This window comes from Xanthomonas sp. NCPPB 3570 (assembly GCF_056725115.1).
This window is the reverse complement of record NZ_CM161513.1, coordinates 1,680,657-1,705,190: the sequence shown is the minus strand read 5'-3', so window position 1 is coordinate 1,705,190 and position 24,534 is coordinate 1,680,657. Positions and strand designations below refer to the sequence as shown.

20 protein-coding genes and 1 pseudogene are annotated in these 24,534 nt (G+C 68.9%); 13 read left to right on the top strand and 8 right to left on the bottom strand.

What is annotated here, in order from left to right; genetic code table 11:
• The first annotated feature begins 46 nt into the window (after positions 1 to 46).
• From AC1PLR_RS07515 to AC1PLR_RS07505, 3 genes are read left to right on the top strand one after another with little or no spacing between them, the layout of a single operon-like run.
• Positions 47 to 1,318: an EAL domain-containing response regulator gene (locus tag AC1PLR_RS07515; RefSeq protein WP_481103149.1), complete on the top strand. Its 1,272-nt coding sequence runs from the start codon at positions 47 to 49 to the stop codon at positions 1,316 to 1,318.
• A 12-nt stretch (positions 1,319 to 1,330) separates the two neighbouring features.
• On the top strand, positions 1,331 to 2,137 hold the full coding sequence (locus tag AC1PLR_RS07510) for a CheR family methyltransferase (RefSeq protein ID WP_010341212.1): 807 nt from the start codon (positions 1,331 to 1,333) through the stop codon (positions 2,135 to 2,137).
• Positions 2,138 to 2,165: 28 nt separating this feature from the next.
• A complete protein-coding gene (locus AC1PLR_RS07505; RefSeq protein ID WP_010341213.1) occupies positions 2,166 to 3,242 on the top strand; it encodes a protein-glutamate methylesterase/protein-glutamine glutaminase in 1,077 nt (358 codons plus the stop codon).
• 242 nt (positions 3,243 to 3,484) lie between these two features.
• Here AC1PLR_RS07505 and AC1PLR_RS07500 read toward each other — a convergent pair whose 3' ends face one another.
• Complete coding sequence (locus tag AC1PLR_RS07500) at positions 3,485 to 4,303, bottom strand: helix-turn-helix transcriptional regulator (protein WP_481103148.1); 819 nt, start codon at positions 4,301 to 4,303, stop codon at positions 3,485 to 3,487.
• A 188-nt stretch (positions 4,304 to 4,491) separates the two neighbouring features.
• On the opposite strand from AC1PLR_RS07500, the gene AC1PLR_RS07495 reads away from it, so the two are divergent.
• From AC1PLR_RS07495 to AC1PLR_RS07485, 3 genes are all read left to right on the top strand, one after another.
• Complete coding sequence (locus AC1PLR_RS07495; protein WP_481103147.1) at positions 4,492 to 5,895, top strand: MFS transporter; 1,404 nt, start codon at positions 4,492 to 4,494, stop codon at positions 5,893 to 5,895.
• A gap of 29 nt (positions 5,896 to 5,924) precedes the next feature.
• On the top strand, positions 5,925 to 7,907 hold the full coding sequence (locus AC1PLR_RS07490) for a glycoside hydrolase family 127 protein (protein ID WP_481103146.1): 1,983 nt from the start codon (positions 5,925 to 5,927) through the stop codon (positions 7,905 to 7,907).
• A 136-nt stretch (positions 7,908 to 8,043) separates the two neighbouring features.
• Entirely contained in the window at positions 8,044 to 8,766 is a 723-nt protein-coding gene (locus AC1PLR_RS07485) for a 4'-phosphopantetheinyl transferase family protein (RefSeq protein ID WP_481103145.1), read from the top strand.
• A gap of 146 nt (positions 8,767 to 8,912) precedes the next feature.
• Here the strand turns inward: AC1PLR_RS07485 and AC1PLR_RS07480 are convergent, their stop codons facing one another.
• Entirely contained in the window at positions 8,913 to 9,161 is a 249-nt protein-coding gene (locus tag AC1PLR_RS07480; protein ID WP_481103144.1) for an SHOCT domain-containing protein, read from the bottom strand.
• 36 nt (positions 9,162 to 9,197) lie between these two features.
• Positions 9,198 to 9,947: a 2,3-diphosphoglycerate-dependent phosphoglycerate mutase gene (gene gpmA / locus AC1PLR_RS07475; protein WP_010342084.1), complete on the bottom strand. Its 750-nt coding sequence runs from the start codon at positions 9,945 to 9,947 to the stop codon at positions 9,198 to 9,200.
• Between the two features lie 231 nt (positions 9,948 to 10,178).
• Between gpmA and nfi the strand changes: the two genes are divergently transcribed.
• Complete coding sequence (nfi, locus tag AC1PLR_RS07470) at positions 10,179 to 10,895, top strand: deoxyribonuclease V (protein WP_481103143.1); 717 nt, start codon at positions 10,179 to 10,181, stop codon at positions 10,893 to 10,895.
• A 36-nt stretch (positions 10,896 to 10,931) separates the two neighbouring features.
• On the opposite strand, the gene AC1PLR_RS07465 is transcribed toward nfi, so the two are convergent.
• Positions 10,932 to 11,324 carry a hypothetical protein gene (locus AC1PLR_RS07465; protein WP_481103142.1) on the bottom strand — a complete coding sequence of 131 codons (393 nt, stop codon included), beginning with the start codon at positions 11,322 to 11,324 and terminating at the stop codon, positions 10,932 to 10,934.
• A gap of 307 nt (positions 11,325 to 11,631) precedes the next feature.
• Between AC1PLR_RS07465 and AC1PLR_RS07460 the strand changes: the two genes are divergently transcribed.
• Positions 11,632 to 12,501 carry a pirin family protein gene (locus tag AC1PLR_RS07460; protein ID WP_481103141.1) on the top strand — a complete coding sequence of 290 codons (870 nt, stop codon included), beginning with the start codon at positions 11,632 to 11,634 and terminating at the stop codon, positions 12,499 to 12,501.
• 364 nt (positions 12,502 to 12,865) lie between these two features.
• On the top strand, positions 12,866 to 13,333 hold the full coding sequence (locus tag AC1PLR_RS07455) for a hypothetical protein (RefSeq protein WP_010342081.1): 468 nt from the start codon (positions 12,866 to 12,868) through the stop codon (positions 13,331 to 13,333).
• 130 nt (positions 13,334 to 13,463) lie between these two features.
• Here AC1PLR_RS07455 and AC1PLR_RS07450 read toward each other — a convergent pair.
• Positions 13,464 to 13,766: pseudogene (locus AC1PLR_RS07450) on the bottom strand (pirin-like C-terminal cupin domain-containing protein); the annotation flags it as partial.
• A gap of 1,127 nt (positions 13,767 to 14,893) precedes the next feature.
• Between AC1PLR_RS07450 and AC1PLR_RS07445 the strand changes: the two are divergent.
• Both AC1PLR_RS07445 and AC1PLR_RS07440 read left to right on the top strand, forming a co-directional pair.
• On the top strand, positions 14,894 to 16,975 hold the full coding sequence (locus AC1PLR_RS07445; RefSeq protein WP_481103140.1) for a carbon starvation CstA family protein: 2,082 nt from the start codon (positions 14,894 to 14,896) through the stop codon (positions 16,973 to 16,975).
• Positions 16,975 to 17,199 carry a YbdD/YjiX family protein gene (locus AC1PLR_RS07440; protein WP_481103139.1) on the top strand — a complete coding sequence of 75 codons (225 nt, stop codon included), beginning with the start codon at positions 16,975 to 16,977 and terminating at the stop codon, positions 17,197 to 17,199. Before AC1PLR_RS07445 ends, AC1PLR_RS07440 begins: the two co-directional genes overlap by 1 nt.
• Positions 17,200 to 17,435: 236 nt before the next feature.
• Here the strand turns inward: AC1PLR_RS07440 and AC1PLR_RS07435 are convergent, their stop codons facing one another.
• Positions 17,436 to 18,122 carry an HAD-IA family hydrolase gene (locus AC1PLR_RS07435; protein WP_481103138.1) on the bottom strand — a complete coding sequence of 229 codons (687 nt, stop codon included), beginning with the start codon at positions 18,120 to 18,122 and terminating at the stop codon, positions 17,436 to 17,438.
• A gap of 375 nt (positions 18,123 to 18,497) precedes the next feature.
• Here AC1PLR_RS07435 and AC1PLR_RS07430 point away from each other — a divergent pair, with 375 nt between their 5' ends.
• The gene (locus tag AC1PLR_RS07430; protein ID WP_481103137.1) at positions 18,498 to 19,265 is read left to right on the top strand and encodes an ankyrin repeat domain-containing protein; all 768 of its coding nucleotides are present in this window, start codon (positions 18,498 to 18,500) and stop codon (positions 19,263 to 19,265) included.
• Between the two features lie 34 nt (positions 19,266 to 19,299).
• Entirely contained in the window at positions 19,300 to 20,493 is a 1,194-nt protein-coding gene (locus tag AC1PLR_RS07425; RefSeq protein WP_481103136.1) for a Tle-like phospholipase domain-containing protein, read from the top strand.
• 210 nt (positions 20,494 to 20,703) lie between these two features.
• On the opposite strand, the gene AC1PLR_RS07420 is transcribed toward AC1PLR_RS07425, so the two are convergent.
• Both AC1PLR_RS07420 and AC1PLR_RS07415 read right to left on the bottom strand, forming a co-directional pair.
• A complete protein-coding gene (locus AC1PLR_RS07420; protein WP_481103135.1) occupies positions 20,704 to 21,948 on the bottom strand; it encodes a DUF819 family protein in 1,245 nt (414 codons plus the stop codon).
• 327 nt (positions 21,949 to 22,275) lie between these two features.
• Positions 22,276 to 24,345 (bottom strand): S9 family peptidase, encoded by a 2,070-nt coding sequence (locus AC1PLR_RS07415; RefSeq protein ID WP_481103134.1) that lies wholly within the window; start codon positions 24,343 to 24,345, stop codon positions 22,276 to 22,278.
• Positions 24,346 to 24,534 lie beyond the last annotated feature (189 nt).

The following is a 24,534-nucleotide window of genomic DNA, read 5'->3' as shown; positions in this document are numbered from 1 at the left end:
GCCTTCGCCGCGCAGCACCCTGCCCCTCTCTCGAAACGGATTTCGCATGCCCACGCCCCCCGACACCGCCGCCCTGCACCACTTCGGCACGGTCCTGGTGGTCGACGACAGCCAGGTCCAGCGCGAACACGCGCTGGCCCTGTGCCTGCGGATGGGCGCCGTGTCAGTGGAAGGCGCGGCCGACGGCCATGCGGCGCTGGCGCGGGTGACCGAGGGTTCGCCGCTGGGGCTGCTGATCGTGGACCTGGAAATGCCCGGCATGGACGGCGTGCAGTTGCTCGAGGCGCTGGCCCGCAGCGACGTGCGCGTGCCGATCGTGGTCGCCTCGCAACGCGGCGCGGCCCTGATCGACTCGGTGCTGCAGGTCGGCCGCAGCAACGGCCTGCAGGTGCTGGCTGGCCTGGAGAAGCCGCTGCGCGCTGCCCAGCTCGCGGCCGCGCTGCGCGCCCATGCGCCGCCGACGCCGACGCCGCGGAACGAGGCCGAAGCGCCGGGCGAGGCGACCATGGCGGCGATGCTGCGCGAGGCACTGCAGCGCGGCGAGATCGAGGTCGCCTACCAGCCCAAGGTGGACATGCGCAGCGGCCGGGTCGGTGGCGTGGAGGCGCTGGCGCGCTGGCGCCATCCCAGCGCCGGGCCGATCGCGCCGGACCGTTTCATCGCCGTGGCCGAGCGCGAAGGCCTGATCCATGCGCTCACCGCCTGCGTCGCCGACCAGGCGCTGGCGCGGCTGGCGGCGTGGAAGCAGGACGGATTCCAGCTGACCCTGGCGTTGAACCTGTCGCCGCGCATGCTGCAGGACCCGAATCTGCTCGACGAACTGCTCGGACTGCTGCGCAAGCATGGCCTGGCACCGTCCGACCTGGTGCTGGAAATCACCGAAAGCTCGCTGGTCTGCGGCAGCGCGCTGGGCATGCTCGCACGGCTGCGGCTGCAGGGCTTCGGCCTGTCGCTGGACGACTACGGCACCGGCTTCTCCTCGCTGCAGCAACTCACCCGCATTCCCTTCACCGAGTTGAAGATCGACCGCATCTTCGTCCACGACGCGCACCGCAGCCGTAACCTGCGCACGGTTCTGGAATCGGCACTGGGCATGGCCCAGCGGCTGGGCCTGAGCACCGTCGCCGAGGGCATCGAGACGGTGGAGGACTGGACCCTGCTGCAGGAGCTGGGCTGCGACTTCGGCCAGGGCTACCTGCTGGCGCGCCCGCTGGGGGGCGGCGCGCTGCACGCCTGGCTGCTGGAGCACCAGCGCCTGCTGCAGGAACACGGCCCCACCGGCAACGCCAGCGCCCCCGCTGCTGCCTCCACCCACTGACCGGCCACGACCATGACCAGCCACGACACCATCACCGAGCAGGAATTCGGCCGGTTCCAGCGTTTCATCTTCGACGCCGCCGGCATCACCATCTCGCCGGCCAAGAAGGCCATGCTGTGCGGGCGCCTGGGCAAGCGCCTGAAGGCGCATTCGCTGCAGACCTACACCCAGTACCTCAAGCTGCTGGAAAGCCGCGAAGGCAGCGGCGAGGTGCAGACCGCGATCGACCTGCTGACCACCAACGAAACCTACTTCTTCCGCGAGCCCAAGCACTTCGACCTGCTGCGCAGCGTCGCCGCCGCGCATACCGGCAGCGCGCCGTTCCGCTGCTGGAGCGCGGCCAGTTCCAGCGGCGAGGAGGCCTACAGCATGGCCATGGTGCTGGACGACACCCTGCAGGGCCGCCCGTACGAAGTGGTCGGCACCGACATCAGCACCCGCGTGCTGGCCAAGGCGCGCACCGGCCACTACCCGCTGCTGCGCATCGAGCACATGCCGCCGGCCATGCTCAAGCGCTATTGCCTCAAGGGCCGCGGCGAGTACGAAGGCAGCATGCTGATCGATCGCCGCATCCGCGACCACGTGCGCTTCCTGCACGCCAACCTCAACGCGACGCTGCCCAATCTGGGCCAGTTCGACGTGGTGTTCCTGCGCAACGTGATGATCTACTTCAATGGCCAGACCAAGCGCGAAGTGGTGGCGCGGGTGCTCGGCACGCTCAAGCGCGGCGGCATCTTCTGCATCGGCCACTCCGAGAGTCTCAACGACGTCAACGGCGACGTGGTGCAGATCGCGCCGTCGGTGTACCGCAAACCATGAAGGCCGACGTGCCAGGAGGGAACCCCGCATGACCACGATCAAGGCCATGGTGATCGACGATTCGGCGGTGGTGCGCCAGGTGCTGGTCGCCGTGCTCAACGACGCGCCCGGCATCGAGGTCATCGCCGCCGCGGCAGACCCGCTGCTGGCGATGGACAAGATGCGCCAGCAATGGCCGGACGTGATCGTGCTCGACGTGGAGATGCCGAAGATGGACGGCATCACCTTCCTGCGCAAGATCATGAGCGAGCGCCCGACCCCGGTGGTGATCTGCTCCACGCTCACCGAGAAGGGCGCACGGGTCACCATGGACGCGCTGGCCGCCGGCGCGGTGGCGGTGGTGACCAAGCCCAAGCTCGGCCTCAAGCAGTTCCTCACCGATTCGGCCGAGGAAATGATCGCCACGGTGAAGAGCGCCGCGCGCGCCAACGTCAAGCGCCTGTCGGTGCGTGCGGCACCGGCGCCGGCGGAACCGGAGATCAAGCACACCGCCGACGTGATCCTGCCCGCGCAGGGCAATCGCCCACTGTCGCAGACCACCGAACGGGTGGTGGCGATCGGCACGTCCACCGGCGGCACCCAGGCGCTGGAGGAAGTGCTGACCGCGCTGCCGCGGGTCAGCCCCGGCATCGTCATCGTCCAGCACATGCCGGAGAAGTTCACCGCCGCCTTCGCCGCGCGCCTGGACACGCTGTGCCAGATCTCGGTGAAGGAAGCGGCCAACAACGACCGCGTGGTGCCGGGACGCGCACTGATCGCGCCGGGCGGCAAGCACATGCTGCTGCGTCGCAGCGGCGCGCAGTATTTCGTCGAGGTGCTGGACGGACCGCCGGTGAACCGGCACCGTCCGTCGGTGGACGTGCTGTTCCGTTCCGCCGCGCGCGCCGCCGGCGGCAACGCGCTAGGCATCATCATGACCGGCATGGGCGACGACGGCGCGGTGGGCCTGCTGGAAATGCGCCAGGCCGGCGCGCGCACCGTGGCCCAGGACGAACACAGCAGCGTCGTCTTCGGCATGCCCAAGGAAGCGATCAAGCGCGGCGGCGCCGAAAAGATCCTGCCGCTGAGCGCGATGGCGCGCGAGATCGGCCAGCAGCTGAGCTAGCGCAGCCAGCGCGGCGTTGCCCGGGCCGTAGGAGCGGCTTCAGCCGCGACCGGGCGTTACCATGAAAGCCCTGCGCTAGAGCCCAAAGCCGCTTTTATCGTAGGAGCGGCTTCAGCCGCGACGAAGCGTTCCCATGAAAAGCGCGTCGCGGCTAAAGCCGCTCCTACAGCACAGCCAAGCGATACGCGCGAACACCTGCAATGAAAGTGCGCAGCACGCGCACCGCACCCGCAAGCCCCCCCTCAACCCGAATTGATGTGCTCCTTGCAGTACAGGCGCCGGTAGGCGCTGGGGGTCATGCCCAGACGCTGGCGGAACACGCGCCGGAAGTAGCCGCTGTCGCTGAAGCCGGCGCGCTGCGCCACGTCGTCCACCGCGCAGGTGTTGACCAGCAGCAGCTTCTCGGCGAAGGCGATGCGCTGGCGATGGATCGCCTCGGTCAGCGTGGTGCCGAAGCTGCGCCGGTAGATGCGGCCCAGATAATCCGGATTGCAGTGCAGTTGCGCGGCCAGCGACGAGGCGGTGAGCGCGGTATGGAACTGCGTGCCGATCAGTTGCTTGGCGCGGTACGCCAGCGCCACGCCCGCGCGCTCGGAGTCGTGCGGATCCGGCCAGGCGCCGGCCACGCATTGCAGCATCGACAACACGATCGGCTCCAGCATCGGCAGCGTGCGCCGTTCCTCCTGCTCGGCCAGGAACCAGCGGAACAGGCCGACGAAGCGCTCCGGATCGCGGATCGCGGTGCGCTGCGGCATCGACAGCGCCACCGCGTTGTCCGCCTGCGTCGCGCCCGGTTCCAGTTCGAAATGCACCCAGTAGAAGCGCAGGTCGTCCGGGAACTGGCCCAGGCCGGCATGCGCGCGGCCGGGCCACAGCAGCAGCGTCTCGCCGGGGCCGACGTGGAAGTCGCTGTCCTGTTCGCGAATCGACAGCATGCCGCGCTCGACGAAGATCAGCTCGTAGGATTGGATCACCCGCGCCGGATGCGCGCCCACCCCGCGGGAAATGAACAGGCCCCCGTTCTGCACCCGGATCGGATAGGCGACGGTCAATTCGAGCATGTCGGAAACGTCTCCCCGTGCGCGCAACACGCTGCACTGCAGCAATCCAATGAACGTCACCACGCGCACGCGGCCCGGCGACCATGGTCGGAATCGTACCGGTTTTATACCGCACAGACTCTTGTCGCGGTTGCGCGGCCGTGCGACGTTGCGCTGGCGCCAGACCGCGCGCGCCAGGAGCCGCCCCGTTGACTGCGACCGCCATCGGCCACGCCGCCGCAGACGCCGCGCCGGCCGCGACCACGCCGCGGCTGTCGCGCCTGGAAAAGTTCGGCTACGGCCTCGGCGATGCCGGCGGCACGGTGGTCACCTGCCTGATCGCCAATTTCCTCACCTTCTTCTACACCGACGTGTTCGGCCTGACCCCGGCGCTGGTCGGCACCCTGTTCACCGTGCTGCGCGTGGCCGACGCGGTGTCCGACCCGGTGATGGGCCTGATCGCCGACCGCACCCGCAGCCGCTGGGGCCGCTTCCGCGCCTGGCAACTGTGGGTCGCGGTGCCGATCGGCATCGCCTGCGTGCTGACCTTCAGCGCGCCGCAACTGAGCGCCGGCGCCAAGATCGCCTACGCCTTCGCCAGCTATTTCCTGCTGTCGCTGTGCTACACCGCGATCAACGTGCCCTACTGCGCGCTGATCAACAGCATGACCGGCGACCACCGCGACGTGGTCTCGGCGCAATCCTGGCGCTTCGTGCTGTGCGGCATCGCCGGCTTCCTGGTGTCGGTCGGGTTGCCGTGGCTGGTGCGGGAACTGGGCAACGGCGACGCCGCGCGCGGCTACCAGCTTGGCGTGGGCGTGCTGGCGGCGCTGGCGGTGGCGATGTTCCTGTGCTGTTTCTTCGCCGTGCGCGAGCGCGTGCCGGTCAGCCTGCTCGGCGGCGCCGGCATCGCCGAACACCTGCGCGGCCTGCTGCGCAACGACCAGTTGCGGCTGGTGCTGCTGATGTCGTTCCTGCTGATCAACGTGTACAACATCCGCGGCGGCGCCTATCTGTACTTCATCACCTACGTGCTCGGCGGCAGCAGCGGCTACGCCTCGCTGTTCTTCGCGATGGTGGCGCTGGCCACGGTGCTCGGCGCGATCGTGGTCAACGCGCTGTGCCGCCGCTTCGACCCGCTGGCGCTGTACCTGCACACCAACCTGGCGCTGGCCGCGTTCGGCGTGGCGCAGTGGTGGCTGCCGACCGGGCCGGCGCAGCAGACGCTGTGGCTGGGGGTGATCTTCGTGCATTGCCTGGTGCTGGGCTTCGCGCTGCCGCTGCACTTCTCGCTGATGGCCTTCGCCGACGATTACGGCGCCTGGAAGAACCGGGTGCGCTCCTCCGGCATCAACTTCGCCTTCAACCTGTTCTGCATCAAGCTGGCCTGGGCCTCGAGCGCGGTGGTGATCAGCGCGCTGTTCGTCTACGCCGGCTACCGCGCCGGCGCTGCGCAGCAGAGCCCCGCCTCGCTGCAGGCCATCACCCTGCTGGAAACCCTGATCCCCGCCGGCCTGCACCTGCTGCTGGCCGCGGTGATCCTGCGCTGCCGGCTGCGCCGGCCGCTGCTGGCGAGCATCGCCGCCGACCTCGCCGCACGCCCGGTGCACTGACCTTCCCCACTCTCCAGGATCTCCGCTCCATGCCGCATTCGCCCGTGCCGTCCCCGGAACTGCCGCTCGCCCACCTGCGCATCGCCGATCCGTTCTGGCAGCGCTACCAGCGCCTGGTGCAGGAGGTGGTGCTGCCCTACCAGTGGGACGCGCTCAACGACAACGTCGCCGATGCCGAACCCAGCCACGCCATCGAGAACTTCCGCATCGCCGCCGGCCGCAGCGACGGCGCGTTCTACGGCATGGTGTTCCAGGACAGCGACGTGGCCAAGTGGCTGGAAGCGGTGGCCTACCTGCTGGCGCAGCATCCCGACCCGGCGCTGGAACGCGATGCCGACGCCACCATCGAACTGATCGGCGCCGCGCAGCAGGCCGACGGCTACCTCAACACCTATTTCACGGTGAAGGCGCCGCAGGAGCGATGGACCAACCTGGCCGAGTGCCACGAGCTGTACTGCGCCGGGCACATGATCGAAGCCGGCGTGGCCTACTACCAGGCCACCGGCAAGCGCGCCCTGCTCGACATCGTGTGCCGGCTCGCCGACCACATCGACGCCACCTTCGGCCCCGGCCCGACGCAGTTGCACGGCTACCCCGGGCATCCGGAGATCGAACTGGCGCTGATGCGCCTGTACGAGGCCACCGGCGAGGCGCGCTACCTGGCGCTGGCGCGCTACTTCGTCGAACAGCGCGGCACAACGCCGCACTACTACGACGAGGAGTACGCCAGGCGCGGCCACACTTTTTTCTGGGGCGGACACGGCCCGGCCTGGATGATCCAGGACAAGGCCTACAGCCAGGCGCACCTGCCGGTGGCGCTGCAGGACACCGCGGTCGGCCATGCCGTGCGCTTCGTGTACCTGTACGCCGGCGTGGCGCACCTGGCCCGGCACAGCGGCGATGCCACCCTGCGCGCGGCCTGCGAGCGCCTGTGGGACAACGCCACGCAGCGGCAGATGTACCTGACCGGCGCGATCGGCGCGCAGAGCTACGGCGAAGCCTTCAGCGTCGACTACGACCTGCCGAACGACACCGCCTACAACGAGAGCTGCGCCTCGATCGGGCTGATGATGTTCGCCAACCGCATGCTGCAGCTGGCGCCGGACGGCCGCTACGCCGACGTGATGGAGCGCGCGCTGTACAACACCGTGCTGGGCGGCATGGCCCTGGACGGGCGCCACTTCTTCTACGTCAATCCGCTGGAAGTGCACCCGCCCACCGTGCACGGCAACCACACTTTCGATCATGTGAAGCCGGTGCGCCAACGCTGGTTCGGCTGCGCCTGCTGCCCGCCCAACATCGCACGCGTGCTGACCTCGCTGGGCCACTACCTCTACACCCGCCACGACGACACCCTGTACGTGAACCTCTACGTCGGCAGCGACGCGCGGTTCGAGGTCGGCGGGCAGACCCTGACCCTGCGCCAGCGCGGCGAGTACCCGTGGCAGGACACGATCGACTTCGACGTGGCGTGCAGCGCCCCGATGGACGCGGCGCTGGCGCTGCGCCTGCCGGACTGGTGCCAGGCGCCGCAGTTGCTGCTCAACGGCGAGCCGGTGGCGATCGAGGCGCACCGCCAGCATGGCTACTGCGTGCTGCGCCGGCGCTGGCAGTCCGGCGACACTCTGCAACTGCGCCTGCCGATGCCGCCGATGCGGGTCAGCGGGCATCCGCGCGTGCGTCACCTGGCCGGCAAGGTCGCGGTGCAGCGCGGGCCGCTGGTGTACTGCCTGGAGCAAGCCGACAACGGCGCCGACCTGCATCAGCTGCGTCTGCCCGCCAGCGCCGCACTGCAGGCCGTGCCCGGCAGCGGCGCGCTGGACGGCCAGGTGCTGCTGCAGGCCACCGGCGAACGCCTGCATGGCGATGTCGACGCAGCCGCGCCGCTATACCGCTACGACGCGCCACCGCCGGCGCGGCAGCCGCAGACCCTGACCTTCGTGCCCTACTTCGCCTGGGCCAACCGCGGCGAAGGCGAGATGCGGGTGTGGGTGGACGCCAGCGACGGTTGAAGCCAATGCTGCGGGACGTATCGATGCATCCGGCTCGATCGTGGCGGACGTAGCTCGCGAAGCAACGACTCCTGCGGCGCATCACTGGCCGCAGCGCACGCACCGCACCGGCCAACGCAGGCTCTAAGCTAGGGCCATGGATGCCCTGGCCCTCGCCGCCCCGCCGTTCGCCCGCCTCGCCCTCGGCGCGCATCGCATCGCCGTGCCGGACGCCTGGCTGCTGGCGTTCGAGGTCGATGGCTTCGACAACGACGATTTCCAGCGCCACGGTCTGCAGCGGCCGCCGTCGATCGCGCGCAGCGTACGCAAGCGCCAGGCCGAGTACCTGGCCGGCCGTCGCGCGGCGCTCGCCGCGCTGCGCGCCGCAGGCAGTACCGCAACCGACCTGCCGATCGGCGCCGACCGCGCGCCGCTCTGGCCCGCCGGCTTTCTCGGCAGCCTCTCGCATACCGATGGCCTGGCGGTGGCCATCGCCCTGCCGACATCCGCCGGCGCCAACGGCATCGGCCTGGATATCGAACGTGTGGTGGCAGAAGACCAGCTCGAGGCGATCCGCAACGTTGCCCTGGACGCCAGCGATTGCGACGCGCTGGCCGCGCTCGCCCGCGTCCGCGGCTGGCCGTACGCGCTGACCCTGGGCTTCTCGGCGAAAGAGAGTTTCTACAAGGCCGCGGCCGCGACGGTCGGCCGCTTCTTCGATTTCGACGCCCTGCGCATCGAAGGCTGCGACCCGGCCAGCGGCCACGTGGACACGCGCATCGCCACGCCGCTGGCGCCGGCGTTGACGGTCGGGCAGCGGCATCGCCTGCGCTGGGTGGACGTACAGCCGGGCCTGCTGCTCACCAGTTGCGTCTGGTAGCACATCCGGCGCGATCGCATGGCCGCACGGATGCAGCGAGACGCGGCAAGACGCGCCAGGTGCGCCGCGCCGCGCAATGCACGCCACCGCACTGCGCGATGTATCGGCAGGCGCGACGATGCGCCGCCCGCCGCTGGGTCATACCCTTACAGCGCGGCCAGGATCTGCTCGCGCCGGCGTGCGTACTCGGCCGCGTCGATCAGCCCCTGCGCTTTCAACTGTTCCAGCGCGCGCAAGCGCTGCTCCACCGAGGCGGCAGGCGGCAACGGCGGCGCCACGGACGCCGGCCGGCGCCGCTGCGCGCGGATCGCCATCCACACCACCCCGCCGATCAGCAACGGAATGCCGAGCATGACCATCAGCACCAACCAGTGCCAGATGCTGAATCCACCCATCGCCTTCTCCTGCCAATTGCGCGCCGATCCTGACGCTTACTTCGCCTTGCCCTGATTGGCCACCGCCTCGGCCGCCTTCTTCGCCGCTTCCGGATCGCCCAGATAGCGGTAGGACTGCACCTGCAGGCTGTCGTCCAGTTCGAACAGCAGCGGGATGCCGGTGGGGATGTTGAGTTCGAGGATCTCTTCGCGCGACACGTCGTTCAAATATTTGTACAGCGCGCGCAGCGAATTGCCGTGGGCGGTGACCAGCACGGTCTGCCCGGCCTTGAGCTGCGGCGCGATGGCGTCGTGCCAGTACGGCAGCACGCGCTCGAGCGTGGTCGCCAGCGACTCGGTGGCCGGCAGCGCATTGCGGTCCAGGGTGGCGTAGCGGCGGTCGTGCAGCGGATGGCCCGGATCCTCGGCATCCATCGGCGGCGGCGGGATGTCGTAGGAGCGGCGCCAGATCTTGACCTGGTCCTCGCCGTGCTTGGCCGCGGTCTCGGCCTTGTCCAGGCCCTGCAGGCCGCCGTAGTGGCGCTCGTTGAGGCGCCAGCTCTTGTGCACCGGCAGCCAGTCCTGGTCCAGTTCCTTCAGCGCGCCCTGCAGGGTGTGGATGGCGCGCTTGAGCACCGAGGTATGGGCGACGTCGAACTGCAGGCCCTCCTCGCGCATCAGCCGGCCGGCGGCCACGGCTTCCTGGCGGCCCTGTTCGGTCAGGTCGACATCGACCCAGCCGGTGAAGCGGTTATCCAGGTTCCACTGGCTCTGGCCATGGCGCAACAGTACGAGTTTGCGGGTCACTGCGACGGTCTCCGTTGGGGGATGCGTGGATGGTGCAGCCCTGGATTGTAGCTCTTGGCTGGGAATGGGGAATCGGGAATGGGACATCGTTGAAGCGGGCTCCCGCGCGGCTCTGACCAGCAGGCGGGGCTTGGCCGTTCGGCTTGCTGGAGAACCAAGCCGTTGCGATTCCCCATTCCCGATTCCCGCCCCTCCACACGCCAACCACGAACACGGCGCGATCATCAGCGCATGGACACTTCCACGCACCCCGTGTTCGGCGACTGGGACGGCAGCATCGTGCAGGCACGCGCGCTACAGGCGACGCTGGCGCGCCAGGTCAGCCTGCAGGACGAGGTGCCCGACCCGCCGCGCTGGCTGGCCGGCTTCGATGTCGGCTTCGAGGACGATGGCCAGGTCACCCGCGCCGCGGCGGTGCTGCTCGATGCGCAGACCCTGCAGTTGCAGCAAGCCGAGATCGCCCGCGTGCCTACCTCGATGGCCTACGTGCCCGGCCTGCTCAGCTTCCGCGAACTGCCGGCGCTGCTGGCCGCATTGGACCTGCTGCGGCAGCGCCCGGACCTGGTGTTCGTCGATGGCCAGGGCATCGCTCATCCGCGCCGGCTCGGCATCGCCGCGCACTTCGGCGTGGTCACCGGGTTGCCCAGCATCGGCGTGGCCAAGACCCTGCTGGCCGGTCGCTTCGAGGAACCCGGTCCGCAAGCCGGCGACCACAGCCCCATCGTGCATCGCGGCGAGGTGGTCGGTTGGGCGCTGCGCAGCAAGCTGCGCTGCAATCCACTGATCGTTTCGCCCGGCCACCGCGTGGCGGTGGACAGCGCACTGCAGTGGACCCAGCGCTACCTGCGCGGCTATCGCCTGCCGGAACCGACCCGGCTGGCCGACCGGCTGGCCTCGCGCCGCGGCGAGATGCCGGCGCCGGCCGCGCAGACCCGGTCGCTGTTCTGACCGGGCTCGGCAGTCGGCGGCCGGCGGCCGTGGCGATCACCGGTTGCTGATGACGATGCCGTTGTCGACGATCTGGATGTACATGCCTGCCGGACGCGGCCGCGCGAGGAACTGGAGATTGACGCTGGCGATGCCGCTGCCGACGGCGCAGTTGTCGGTCGCCATGCCGATCGCCATGTAGCGGATATTGGTGCGCAGGGTCGGGCCGGCGACACGATGGCCGTTGGCGACCGGATAGCAGCCGGCGCCTTGTCCACCGGTGACCAGCAAGGCCTTCGCGCCCCACAGATCGTTGATGATCTCCGTGGGCACGTTCATGTTCGGCACGCTTTGCGCCTGCGCCGCAAACGCCGCGCCTGCGAGCAGGACCAGGCCAGGGCGCGACCAGGCGGCGCGGCGACAACGGATGTGCGATGCGACATTCTTCATGTGTGGGCTCCTTCGGGGGGAAGAGGGATCGACGCAGCGCCACGTGCCGCTCGCTAGCGCGTGCGACCGGCCGCGACGCGCACCGATTATTCACAGGCCCGCCGCCACGTCGCAGACAAGAAGCGCACGCACTTCGCACTATGCGATTCCGGCACGCCGGCATCACCGCGCGACATGGCGCGAACGCGTCGCGGATCGGCCCGCCGCGGATGACCGCATGCGGGACAGTCCGTCTTGCCATGGCGCCGCACCGCGGCCGTCGCGCATGCGAAGCTTCGCTTCCGTTTTTGCAACTGCGAGCGTCCGCATGCCCACCCTGATCGCCCCCCGCGTCCACGATATCGGCGGCTTCGAAGTGCGTCGTGCCGTCCCCAGCATGCAGGCGCGCAGCGTCGGCCCGTTCGTCTTCATCGACCACATGGGGCCGGCGGTGTTCGAGCCGGGCCATGGGGTGGACGTGCGCCCGCATCCGCACATCGGCCTGGCGACGGTCACCTTCCTGTGGTCAGGCGAGATCGGCCACCGCGATTCGCTCGGCTCGGACCAGGTGATCCGCGCCGGCGACGTCAACTGGATGACCGCCGGCCGCGGCATCTCCCACTCCGAACGCACGCCGACCGCGCTGCGCGAGCATGCGCACCCGCTGCACGGCATGCAGACCTGGGTGGCGCTGCCGAAATCGGCGGAAGAAACCGCGCCGGCGTTCTACCACCATGCCGCCGCCAGCCTGCCGCAGCAGCGCCGCGACGGCGTGTGGCTGCGGGTGATCGCCGGCCGCGCCTACGGCGAGGAATCGCCGGTGACGGTGTTCGCCGACACCCTCAACGTGGCCCTGGACCTGGAGGCGGACGCGGAACTCGACCTGGATGCCCGGCACGCCGAGCGCTCGCTGTACATCCTGGAGGGCGAGGCGCAACTGGACGGCGTGGACATCCCGGCGCGGCACCTGGTCCTGCCCGAGCCGGGCGCGCGCGGGCGGCTGCGCGCCAAGACCCCGCTGAAGGCGATGCTGATGGGCGGCGAGCCGCTGGATGGCCCGCGCCACCTGTGGTGGAACTTCGTCTCCAGTTCGGTGGAACGCATCGAGCAGGCCAAGCAGGACTGGCGCGAGGGCCGCTTCGGGACAATCCCCGGCGACGACCAGGAATTCATCCCGTTGCCCGAACCGGGCCGCTGACACAACGGCCGCCGCCACATCGGGCGGCCAGGGCAAGCGGTCTGCGCGGCCGCCTGCCCCCTCTCGCGCGCCTGTCTCCGTCGCCGCACCCCCGTCAACACCTGCGTGGCGGCGCAGCCGGGCGGGTGCTGCCATGCCATACCACGCGTACGGATATTCCGGAATCCGCATCCCAATTGTCAGCGCGGCCACGCTGGGCTATGGTGCAGGCGCGGCCGCGTGCGCGTGGCCGCACACGGGACACGCACTGCGTCGGGGGATGCACTGCCGGGATCCCGCACAGGATGGGCGCTCCCGCAGACGACGCCACAGGCGTGCGTATGGATCGAACGCGTCGCATCGCGGCGTATGGGGAACATCGCGAATGAAGACACTCTTGCGCAAGGCGCTGCTGACCGCTGCGGCGGCGTTGCCCGCCGCTGCCGCCACCGCGCAGCAGGCCCAGAACTGCCCACCGCTGCCGCCGCAGAGCAAGCTGCAATGGAGCGAGCGCAGCGACAAGGGCTTCATCGTCTGCCGCGCCAGCGATGCCGACGGACGTCAGGTGCTGGGCATGATGCTCACCGCGCGCGACCCGAACATTCCGCTGCAGCGCACGCTGCGCGAGGAAAAGGGCGCCATCGCCGGCGAAGCGGTGTATTGGTACCGGCCGGATGTGGGTGGCGTCGAGTTGCCGAACCAGGCCACACGCCGCATCACGGTCGCGGAACTGAAGAAGGACCAGTACGCACAGGTGTGGATCGATGCCGCCGACGCTCAGGAACTGCAGACCCTGCAATCGCTGGTGCAGGGCCTGGACATGCGCCAGTCGAGCCTGGCGTTGGAGCGCTGAAGCCCGCAGGCTCGAGACATGACGTAAGAGCGGCTTCAGCCGCGACGGGTGTTCCCGGGAACGCCCGTCGCGGTGAAGCCGCTCCTGCGACGGACGGCACGACGCCGCAGAGAAGGCGCGCGACGCGCCGTCAGAAGCGCCCTTCCTGGAAATCCACGAAGGCTTGCATCCGTTCCTGCCGGGTGTTCATCACGAACGGCCCATACGGCGCCATCGGCTCGCGCGACGGCCGGCCGGCGACCAGGATCAGCCGCGCGCCCTGTGCTTCAGCTTGCAGTTGCAGCAGGTCGCCGCCCCGAGCACCGCCAGGGTCTGCGCCGGCAACCGGCGCTGGCTACGCCACCGGGATGCGTTCGGGCGCGAACTCCTGGTAGCGCGGCGCGGTCATCTTGTCGCGCGCCGGCAGGTTCACCCACCATTGGAAGCCGCGCATTCCGACAGCACGGGATGGCTTTGCGAGGGCTTCGCCCCGTACCCTCACCCCAACCCCTCTCCCGGAGGGAGAGGGGCTAAAGCGCGCTTCGACGATTCATTATCTGCTCGAAGCCATGACCTCCCTTCTCCCCTCGGGAGAAGGTGCCCCGAAGGGGCGGATGAGGGTACGGGCGCAGCCTCGTGCAGCGTCCGAAAGCCCAGGCTGGATTCGCGAGGGCTTCGCCCCGGACCCTCACCCCAACCCCTCTCCCGGAGGGAGAGGGGCTAAAGCGCGCTTCGACGATTCCTTATCTTTTCTAAGCCATGACCTCCCTTCTCCCCCTGGGAGAAGGTGCCCCGAAGGGGCGGATGAGGGTACGGGCGCAGCCTCGTGCTGCGTCCGAAAGCCCAGGCTGGATTCGCGAGGGCTTCGCCCCGGACCCTCACCCCAACCCCTCTCCCGGAGGGAGAGGGGCTAAAGCGCGCTGCGACGGCTCCTTATCTGCTCGAAGCCATGACCTCCCTTCTCCCCTCGGGAGAAGGTGCCCCGAAGGGGCGGATGAGGGTACGGGCGTAGCCTCGTGCAGTGTCCGAAAGCCCAAGCTGGTATTGCGAGGGCTTCGCTCCGTACCCTCACCCCAACCCCTCTCCCGGAGGGAGAGGGGCTAAAGCGCGCTGCGACAGCTCCTTATCTGCTCGAAGCCATGACCTCCCTTCTCCCCCCGGGAGAAGGTGCCCCGAAGGGGCGGATGAGGGTCCGGGCGCAGCCTCGTGCAGCGACCGAAAGCCCAGGCTGGATTCGCGAGGGCGTCGCTCCGGACCCTCACCCCAACCCCTCTCCCGGAGGGAGAGGGGCTAAGGCGCGCTTCGACGATTCATTATCTGTTCGAAGCCATGACCTCCCTTCTCCCCTCGGGAGAAGGTGCCCCGAAGGGGCGGATGAGGGTACGGGCGCAGCCTCGTGCTGCGTCGAAAAGCCCAGGCTGGATCCGCGAGGGCTTCGCTCCGGACCCTCACCCCAACCCCTCTCCCGGAGGGAGAGGGGCGTCTTCTACGACCAAAGTACTAGGCCCCTGGCCGCCCCCGCCATTGACCCTCCAGGCCATCGGGGCGACCCTTGCGGCAATCTTTGGGGGAGCGTTCTGCATGAAAGGGTTTTCCAAGCTGGCCTGGGCCGCACTCGCCATCCTGGCGGCGTTCTGCCTCGGCACCATCGCCCTGCGCCGCGGCGAACACATCAATGCGCTGTGGATCGTGGTGGCCGCGGTGTCGATCTACCTGATCGCCTACCGCTTCTACAGCCTGTTCATCGCCGACAAGGTGATGCAGCTCGACCCCACCCGGGCCACGCCGGCCGTGCTCAACAACGACGGCCTGGACTACGTGCCGACCAACAAGCACGTGCTGTTCGGCCACCATTTTGCCGCCATCGCTGGCGCCGGGCCGCTGGTCGGGCCGGTGCTGGCCGCGCAGATGGGCTACCTGCCCGGCCTGCTGTGGCTGGTGGTCGGCGTGGTGGTCGCCGGTGCGGTGCAGGACTTCATGGTGCTGTTCCTGTCCAGCCGCCGCAACGGCCGCTCGCTCGGCGACCTGGTGCGCGAGGAAATGGGCCAGGTGCCCGGCACCATCGCCCTGTTCGGCGCGTTCCTGATCATGATCATCATCCTGGCGGTGCTGGCGATGGTGGTGGTCAAGGCGCTGGCGGAAAGCCCCTGGGGCATGTTCACGGTGATCGCGACCATGCCCATCGCGATCCTGATGGGCGTGTACATGCGCTACATCCGCCCCGGCAAGATCGGTGAGATCTCGGTGGTCGGGCTGATCCTGCTGCTGGCGGCGATCTGGTTCGGCGGCAAGGTCGCCGCCGATCCCACCTGGGGCCCGGCCTTCACCTTCACCGGCACGCAGATCACCTGGATGCTGATCGGCTACGGCTTCGTCGCCTCGGTGTTGCCGGTGTGGCTGCTGCTGGCGCCGCGCGACTACCTGTCCACCTTCCTCAAGATCGGCACCATCATCGCGCTGGCGATCGGCATCCTGGTGGTGATGCCGGAGCTGAAGATGCCGGCGCTGACCCAGTTCGCCGCCAGCGGCGACGGCCCGGTGTGGAAAGGCGGCCTGTTCCCGTTCCTGTTCATCACCATCGCCTGCGGCGCGGTGTCCGGCTTCCACGCGCTGATCTCCTCGGGCACCACGCCCAAGCTGCTCGCCAACGAGTCGCACATGCGCTACATCGGCTACGGCGGCATGCTGATGGAATCGTTCGTGGCGGTGATGGCGCTGGTGGCGGCCTCGATCATCGACCCGGGCGTGTACTTCGCGATGAACAGCCCGGCCGCGGTGATCGGCGCCGACGTCGCCGCCGCCGCGCACCACATCAGCACCACCTGGGGCTTCGCCATCACCCCGGAGCAACTGACCGCCACCGCGGCGGCGATCGGCGAACCCACCATCCTGCATCGCGCCGGCGGCGCGCCGACGCTGGCGGTGGGCATCGCGCAGATCCTGCACCAGGCCATCCCCAACAGCAGCGATGCGATGATGGCCTTCTGGTACCACTTCGCAATCCTGTTCGAGGCGCTGTTCATCCTCACCGCGGTGGACGCTGGCACCCGCGCCGGCCGCTTCATGCTGCAGGACCTGCTCGGCAACTTCGTGCCGGCGCTGAAGAAGACCGAGTCGTGGACCGCCAACATCATCGGCACCGCCGGCTGCGTGGCGCTGTGGGGCTACCTGCTGTACACCGGCGTGGTCGATCCGTTCGGCGGCATCCAGACGCTGTGGCCGCTGTTCGGCATCTCCAACCAGATGCTGGCCGGCATCGCGCTGATGCTGGGCACGGTGGTGCTGTTCAAGATGAAGCGCGACCGCTACGCGTGGGTGACCGCGGTGCCGGCGGTGTGGCTGCTGATCTGCACCACCTATGCCGGCCTGATCAAGATCTTCGACGCCAACCCGTCGCAGGGCTTCCTGGCGCAGGCGCACAAGTTCCAGGACGCCATCGCCAGCGGCACCGTCACCGCACCGGCCAAGTCGGTGGCGCAGATGCAGCAGATCGTCACCAACGCCTACGTCAACACCGGGCTGACCGTGCTGTTCCTGTGCGTGGTGTTCGCGGTGCTGGTGTACGCGATCAAGACCATCCTCGTCGCCCGCCGCACTCCGCAGCGCAGCGACCGCGAGACCGCGTACGTCGCCCTGCAGCCGCACCAGATGGCGGACCTGTAATGGGGGGCGCACTGGTTCCGATCGGCCAGTACCAGGCGCACCGCCGGCTGTGGCGGCGCCTGGTGCAGACCGCGCGCCTGTGCTGCGGCATCCCCGACTACGACAACTACGTGCGGCACATGCTGGAAAAGCACCCGGACCGCGAGCCGATGGACTACAAGACCTTCTTCCGCGAGCGCCAGGAAGCGCGGTATGGCGGCAAGAGCGGGTTTCGCTGTTGTTGAAAGGCTGGGATTGGGGAGTCGGGATTGGGGATTGATGGCGGTGATCGTGATGAAGGTGCGGCGATGCTTGCAATGGGCAGCGCCGCTTGGCGGTTGTAGGAGCGGCTTCAGCCGCGACGCATTACCGGTAACGCGTCGCGGCTGAAGCCGCTCCTACGGACAGAACGATTTTTCGCGATGCTGGCACTCGCCGAAAACCTCCCATTCCCGAATCCCGATTCCCCATTCCCCGCCCTTCAAGCCGCCGCGTCACGCACCAACGCCGCATAGGTCTGCGGCAGCTCGCGCATGTGTTCCATCACCGCGGCCACGCCGAGCTGGCGCAGGGTCGCGGCGTGCCCGGCGGGAATGTGCGCGGCGCCGGTAAAGCCGATCACGGTCATGCCCGCGGCCAGCGCGGCGCTCGCGCCGGTGGCGCTGTCCTCGATCACCAGGCAGCGTTCCGGCGCCACGCCCAGCGTATTCGCCGCCAGCAGATACACGTCCGGCGCGGGCTTGGGCCGCGCCACCATGTCGGCGCTGAAGATGCGCTCGCCGACGCGCTCGGCCAGGCCGGCGCGCGCCACCGAGGCGACCACGCTCTCGCGCATGCTGTTGGAGGCGACCGCCAGCGGCAGCGGCAACGCCAGCAAGGCCTCGCGCACGCCGGCGATCGGCTGCACTTCGGCCGCAATCAGCGCTTCGGAGCGCGTGCGGATCTCCTGGTACAGGCCCGGCGGCAAGTCCAATGCATACTGCCGTTGCACGCGCTGCACGATCTCCTGCGCGGTGAGGCCGAAGCTGCCGGCGAGAAACTGTTCCAGTTCGACCCGCGGCACATAGGCGCCCAGCGCATCGAGCATCACCCGGTCGGCCAGCACTTCGCTGTCGACGAGCACGCCGTCGCAATCGCTGATCAACAGGTCGAAGGGGGTCGCCGTCATCGCGCGCTCCTTGGGGAAAACCGCCATTATGCCGCCGTGCGCATGTCCCCCGCCTGTGTGGCGTCGACAGCGGCGGCACACAGGCCGACCACGGACGCGCGTGACGGACGCAGGGACGCAGGCGCACGCGTGTCTGCGCATTGGCGGCGCCTGTACGCCCTGCCCGTTCGCCACGGCAACGCTGCCGTGGCGACATTCGGACTGGCAAGCGTTTGTTTCCGGTTAAACCACCCGGCACCGAACGGAACGCCGCCCAAGATCCGCAGACAACGTCACAAAACTGCCGCGAAACCCCGGCAAACCACTGCTAGGATCGACAGCGGCGCCAGGACGTGCGCCGTCATCCCAGGACCGCGAACAGGAAAGGAGCCTTGCATGCGTACGCCCGTCCCCGCCCTGATCGCACTCGCGACCTCGCTGTTCTTCTCGGTCAGTTGCGCCGCACAGTCCGGCGCCAAGGAGCATTCCGCCATGTCAGCCTCGCTGCAGGATCATTCCGTTGCGTTCCGCGACCCCGCACTCGCCGACATCGCCGCTGCCATCGCGCGCGGCGACGTCGCCCGCATCGCCGCCCTGGCGCCGAGCACGGACCTGTCCGCGCACGGCGACCAGCACGTCACCCTGCTCGAATGGGCGATCTGGAACGAGCAGCCGCGCGCGCTGGCGGCGCTGCTCGACGCCGGTGCCGACCCGTCGCTGCCGGGCATGGACCAGGAAACCGTGGTGCACATGGCGGCCATGGCCAAGGATCCGCAATACCTGCAGATCCTGCTGCAGCACGGCGCCCCGGTCGACCCGGTGAGTGCGCGCGCGAACTGGACGCCGCTGTTCCGCGCCGTCCAAAGCAAGCGCGACGCGCAGATCGAAATGCTGCTCAAGGCCGGCGCCGATCCGAAACGGGTCGACGCCACCGGCAACTCGTTGCTGCACCTGGCCGCGCAGAGCAGCGCCGGCAACCCGTGGGTGCCCAAGCTGCTGCAGGCCGGGGTCGATCCGAGCCTGCGCAACGCCCAGGGCAAGACCTTCCAGGCGTACTTCTTCAACACGCCAGAGCGCCTGCTCAACGCCAACGCGCAGCAGGTCCGCAACGACGTGCGCGCCTGGCTGAGCGCCCACGCCATCCCGTTGGAAGCGAGCCGCTGACGCGGTCGGTCGCTACATTCGCACGGAGCCGCGCATGAACCAGAACGAGCTTTCCCCGTCCGATCCGTCCACCTCTTTCTCCGACGCCGTCCGCGGCCAGCAGCCGCAGGCCGTGGACCGGCAGCTGCCGCCACTGCTGCAGGACCTCTACCACACCGCCGCCGAGCGCCGCGCCGGCGGCGCCGAGACCTTCGCCACATTGCCTGACGGCTGGACGCGGATGGACGACGCCGCGCTGCAGCGCGCCGGCATCGACCCCAGCCTGCAGCACGACGCCAAGAGCGGCTTCGACGCCGCGTTCTACCGCAACCCACAGGGCAATGTGGTACTGGGGTTCTGCGGCACCGACGAACTGAAGGACTGGAAGCACAACATCGGCCAGGGCCTGGGCTTTTCCGACGCGCAGTACGCCTCGGCGATCCAGCTCGGCAGCCAGGCCAAGCAGGCCTTCGGCGACAATCTGCTGATCTCCGGGCACTCGCTGGGCGGCGGCCTGGCCGCGGCCTCGTCGATGGTCAACGATGTGCCCGCGGTGACCTTCAATGCCGCCGGCGTCAACAACAAGACGCTGGAGCGCGAAGGCCTGGACGCCGACGCCGCCAAGGCCTATGCCGCCGATGGGCTGATCCGGGGCTATCACGTCAAGAACGAACTGCTGACCTACCTGCAGGAGGACAACCTGCTCACCCGCGGCCTGATGCCCGACGCCGCCGGCCACCAGATCCAGTTGCCGGAACCGGACCCGCTGTCGTTCGGCCAGCGCCTGATCCCCGGCATGATGCTCAAGCATCGCCTGGACCTGCACGGCATCGACTCGGTGATGAAGGCCGAGGATCTGCAGGCGCAAAGCCAGGGACAAGCGCAATCGGCCGGCCTGTCGACCGGCAGCCGCCTGTTCAACGACGCAGTGGTGCAACTGGACGGGCAGCGCGACCGGCTCGGCCTGCACGACGATGCGGCTTTCCTCAACACCGCCGCCAGCGTGGCCGCGCGTGCCGGCCAGGACGGTCTGCAGCGTATCGACCAGGTCCTGCCGAGCCGCGATGGCGACCGCCTGTTCGCGGTCCAGGGGCAGCCGGAAAACCCGGCGCACCTGCGCAGCCAGGTACAGACCGCGGCCGCGGCCCACGAACCATCGCAGGCCAACGTCGGCCAGTTGCAGCAGCAGAACCTGCAGGCGCCGCCGCAACAGCAGGAAGAACGGCAGCGCAGCGTGGCGATGCAGTAGTCGCCGCCACGGGCTGGGTCATGGCAGGCGTCCGCGAGGACGCCTGCCGAATCAGACCAGGACGGCGAAAGCGACAGGCATGCTGCGAGCCAAAGTAATCCGATAGGAAGCCTTGGAGGTGCGAGGCGCAGCACGCGGAACCCAACCGCAACGCTCCCCTGAAGCGGTCGGCGCGAACGCTTATCTCCTGCGGTGGCGCGCCCGCGTGACTCAGCCGGCGCCGGCCATCGCGCGCAGCACGATGCCGACCACGTAGGCCAGATAGGTGCCGGTGGCGTAGCCCATCGTGCCCAGCAGCACGCCGACCGGGGCCAGCGCCGGATGGAACGCGGCCGCCACCACCGGCGCCGAGGCCGGGCCGCCGACGTTGCTCTGCGAGCCGATCGCGAAATAGAAGAACGGCACCCGCAGCAGCTTGCCCAGCGCCAGCAACAGCAGCACGTGCACGACCAGCCAGATCAGGCCGAGCGCGAAGATCCAGGGGCGGTCGAACAGCGCCAGCAGGTCCATCTGCATGCCGATGCAGGCGATCAGGAAGTACAGCAGCAGCGTGCCGATGCGCGAGGCGCCGGCGCCCTCGAGGGTGCGCGCGCGGGTGAAGCTGAGCAGCAGGCCGAAGGTGGTGGCCAGCACCACCACCCATACGAACGGCGAGCCGAGGCTGAACTGCTCGGCCCAACTTACGTTCGCGTCGAACCACGCCGCCGTGGGCGTGGCGATCGCATGCGCCAGGCCGACCGCGCCGAAGGCGACGCCGACGATCAGCATCAGGTCGGTGAGGCTGGCCACGCGCTCGTGCTGGGCCTGGAAGTGGGCGATACGCTGCTTGAGGTCGTCGATGCCGCGGGTGTCGGCGCCGGTGCGCGCGTCGATGGCCGGCGCACGCTGTGCCAGGAAGATCAGCAGCGCCATCCACACGTAGCCGACGCCGACGTCGACCACCGCGAACTGGCCGAAGGTGGTGGCATCGACCTGGAACACCTCGCGCATCGCCAGCATGTTGGCGCCACCGCCGATCCAACTGCCGGCCAGCGCCGCCATGCCGGCCCAGGTGTCGCCGGCCACGGTCACTGGATGCAGCCACTTCATCACCTGGAACGCCACAACAGCGCCGAGCATGATGCTGAAGGAGGCGCCCAGGTACATCGCCACCAATTTCGGGCCCAGCCGCAGGATGCCCTTGAGGTCGACGGTGAGGGTGAGCAGCACCAGCGCCGCCGGCAGCAGCACGTCGCGCGCGACCGGGTTGTAGAGCGAATTGTGTTGTCCGTCGATCAGGCCGACGGTGTTGTAGATGCCCGGAATCAGATAGCACAGCAACAGCGCCGGCACGATGCGGTAAAAGCGCTTCCAGAATCCCGACGGCCGCGCCGCGGTCCAGAACACCGCACCCAGGGTGGCGGCGATCAGGCCGAAGATGACGATGTCGTTGGTGATCAGGGGCGTCGAGGGCATCGGGCGGTGGGGCGGGGATTCGGGATTGGGGAATAGGGATTCGCGGCTGGAGATTGAAGTTGAGAGTTGGAAGTGAAACAAAGATCGAAACAGCGCAACAGCATGCGGCGACTTCGCAGGACCGACGCGACTGCAAGCACCCTGCTTTTGTGGGAGGGGCTTCAGCCCCGACGCTTTAGCGGTAAGGCGTCGGGGCTGAAGCCCCTCCCACAAGGGCGATCGGTTACCGGGATCGCGGAAAATCCCGAATCCCGAATCCCCAATCCCCAATCCCGGGACCTGGGCCATGACCGAAAAGGGGCCCGGAATCCCGAGCCCCAGGTCCCCTCACTCCCCGATATGCTGCTTCAGCCAGCCGTTGACCGTGTCGTGCCAGAGGATGCTGTTCTGCGGCTTCAGCACCCAGTGGTTCTCGTCCGGGAAGTACAGGAACTTGGACTCGATGCCCTTGCGCTGCAGCGCGCCGAACGCGGCCAGGCCCTGCTCCATCGGGATGCGGAAATCCTGCTGGCCGTGGATCACCAGCATCGGCACCTTCCACTTGTCCACGTGCAGGATCGGGTTGAACTTCTCGTAGCCGGCCGGGTTCTGCCACGGCGTGCCGCCGTTCTCCCACTCGCTGAACCACAGCTCCTCGGTGGCATAGCCCATCATGCGGTTGTCGAACACGCCGTCGTGGTCGACCAGGCACTTCCACGGCTTGTTCCAGTTGCCGGCCATCCAGTAGACCATGTAGCCGCCGTAGCTGGCGCCGAGCGCGCAGGCCTTGTCGCCGTTGAGGAAACCGTACTGCTTCTGCGCCGCGTCCCAGCCCTTCTGCAGGTCTTCCAGCGGGCGGTCGCCCCAGTGCTGGCTGATCGCATCGGTGAAGGCCTGGCCGTAGCCGGTGGAGCCGTGGAAGTCGATCATCACCACCGCGTAGCCCTGCCCCGCATAGGTCTGCGGGTTCCAGCGGTAGCTCCAGCCGTTACCGAAGCTGCCCTGCGGGCCGCCGTGGATCAGGAACGCCACCGGATAGGTCTTGCCTTCCTGGTAGTTGTACGGCTTGACCACGTAGCCGTGCACGGTGTCGTTGTTCCAGCCCTTGAACGAGAACTGCGCATAGTCGCCGAACTTCACGTCCGGCAGCATCTCACTGGCGCTGGGGGTGATGGCGCGCGGCTGCTGGCCGTCGGCGTCGGCGACCATGATCTGGTCGCCGCTCTTGAGGCTGTTGCGGGTGAAGGCCAGCGTATTGCCGGCCAGCACCGGCGCGCCGACGCTGCCGTCGGCCGCCACGGTGCGCACCTTGCCATCGGCCACGTCGACCGCGAACAGCGGGTGCTGGCCCATGTCGTCGGCGGTGGTGTAGACGGTCTTGCCGTCGGCCGACAGCACGATCTCGCCGGCGGAACGATCCCACTGCGGGGCGATCTCGCGGGTCTTGCCACTAGCCACGTCCATCGCCATCAGGCCGAAGCGGTCGGCCTCGAAGCCGGGGCGCTTCATCGCGCGATAGAACAGGGTCTTGCCGTCGGCGGAGAACACCGGGCCGGCGTCCCACGCGGGGTTGGCCGCGGTCAGGTTGACCGGCGCGGCCTTGCCGGCGGCGTCCAGCCGGTACAGGTCGAAGTTGGTCGACCACGGTTCCTCGCGGCCGGCCACGCGCACGCTGGCGACCAGCGACTGCCCGTCCGGCGCCCAGGTGTAGTCCTCGCTGCCGCCGAACGGCTTGGAGGGGATGTCGCCGGCCAGGGTCACGCTCACTGCCGAGGCGCCGGCCACCGGCTTGGCCTTGGCACCGGCCGGCAGCGGTGCGACGAACAGGCTGTTGCGACGGCCGTCGTTCCAGGTGTCCCAGTGGCGCACGAACAACTGGTCGAACACCACGCCGCTGGCCTTGGACTGCTTCTTGGCGTCCAGGCGCTTCTGCGTGCAGGCTAGGTCCGAACCGCAGTCCTGGAACACACCGGCGCTGAAGGCCACGCGGTCGCCCTGCGGGGCGATGCGGTAGCTGTCCACGTCCAACGCGAAATCGGTGAGCTGGCGCGGCGCGCCGCCGGCCAGCGGCAGCGCGTACAGCTGCTGGCGGCCGGACTTGGCGCTGAGGAAGTACACGGTCTTGCCGTCGGCCGACAGTTCCGGCGAGTTGACGTTCCAGCCTTCCGGGGTCAGCCGCTTCGGCGGCGCCGCATCGCGGGTGCGCAGGTCGCGCAGCCACAGGCTGGTGCTGGACTTCTCCAGCGCCTTGTCCATCTGCCGCTTGGCGAAGATCACCGTGCCGCCGTCGGGCGTCAGCAGCGGCGAGGACACCCGGTCCAGCGCGACCATGTCGCGAACTTCGAAACCGCGGGTGGCGGCCAGCGCGGGCAGCGCAGTCAGCAGGGCCAGGGGCAGCAAGGCGTAGCGCAGGATCATCGGGTGTCTCCGGAACACGGCAAAACGTCGATGGTAGGGGCCGTGGTGGGCGTGGCGCAAAGGACTGAAGTCATGGAGGGGCTGGGATTGGGGAATCGGGATTGGGGATTGGGAAGAGCGAGGCGCTGGCTCGGCGGGGACTACGAAGAGTCGCACTGGCCCGGTGGTGGACAGCGGGCGGACCACGTC

Bases quoted from the DNA above. Each gene is read 5' to 3' on its own strand.
- AC1PLR_RS07515 (WP_481103149.1), top strand. From the start codon at position 47: ATGCCCACGCCCCCCGACACCGCCGCCCTGCACCACTTCGGCACGGTC.
- AC1PLR_RS07510 (WP_010341212.1), top strand. From the start codon at position 1,331: ATGACCAGCCACGACACCATCACCGAGCAGGAATTCGGCCGGTTCCAG.
- AC1PLR_RS07505 (WP_010341213.1), top strand. From the start codon at position 2,166: ATGACCACGATCAAGGCCATGGTGATCGACGATTCGGCGGTGGTGCGC.
- AC1PLR_RS07500 (WP_481103148.1), bottom strand. From the start codon at position 4,303: ATGCTCGAATTGACCGTCGCCTATCCGATCCGGGTGCAGAACGGGGGC.
- AC1PLR_RS07490 (WP_481103146.1), top strand. From the start codon at position 5,925: ATGCCGCATTCGCCCGTGCCGTCCCCGGAACTGCCGCTCGCCCACCTG.
- AC1PLR_RS07485 (WP_481103145.1), top strand. From the start codon at position 8,044: ATGGATGCCCTGGCCCTCGCCGCCCCGCCGTTCGCCCGCCTCGCCCTC.
- AC1PLR_RS07480 (WP_481103144.1), bottom strand. From the start codon at position 9,161: ATGGGTGGATTCAGCATCTGGCACTGGTTGGTGCTGATGGTCATGCTC.
- nfi (WP_481103143.1), top strand. From the start codon at position 10,179: ATGGACACTTCCACGCACCCCGTGTTCGGCGACTGGGACGGCAGCATC.
- AC1PLR_RS07465 (WP_481103142.1), bottom strand. From the start codon at position 11,324: ATGAAGAATGTCGCATCGCACATCCGTTGTCGCCGCGCCGCCTGGTCG.
- AC1PLR_RS07460 (WP_481103141.1), top strand. From the start codon at position 11,632: ATGCCCACCCTGATCGCCCCCCGCGTCCACGATATCGGCGGCTTCGAA.
- AC1PLR_RS07455 (WP_010342081.1), top strand. From the start codon at position 12,866: ATGAAGACACTCTTGCGCAAGGCGCTGCTGACCGCTGCGGCGGCGTTG.
- AC1PLR_RS07445 (WP_481103140.1), top strand. From the start codon at position 14,894: ATGAAAGGGTTTTCCAAGCTGGCCTGGGCCGCACTCGCCATCCTGGCG.
- AC1PLR_RS07440 (WP_481103139.1), top strand. From the start codon at position 16,975: ATGGGGGGCGCACTGGTTCCGATCGGCCAGTACCAGGCGCACCGCCGG.
- AC1PLR_RS07435 (WP_481103138.1), bottom strand. From the start codon at position 18,122: ATGACGGCGACCCCCTTCGACCTGTTGATCAGCGATTGCGACGGCGTG.
- AC1PLR_RS07430 (WP_481103137.1), top strand. From the start codon at position 18,498: ATGCGTACGCCCGTCCCCGCCCTGATCGCACTCGCGACCTCGCTGTTC.
- AC1PLR_RS07425 (WP_481103136.1), top strand. From the start codon at position 19,300: ATGAACCAGAACGAGCTTTCCCCGTCCGATCCGTCCACCTCTTTCTCC.
- AC1PLR_RS07420 (WP_481103135.1), bottom strand. From the start codon at position 21,948: ATGCCCTCGACGCCCCTGATCACCAACGACATCGTCATCTTCGGCCTG.
- AC1PLR_RS07415 (WP_481103134.1), bottom strand. From the start codon at position 24,345: ATGATCCTGCGCTACGCCTTGCTGCCCCTGGCCCTGCTGACTGCGCTG.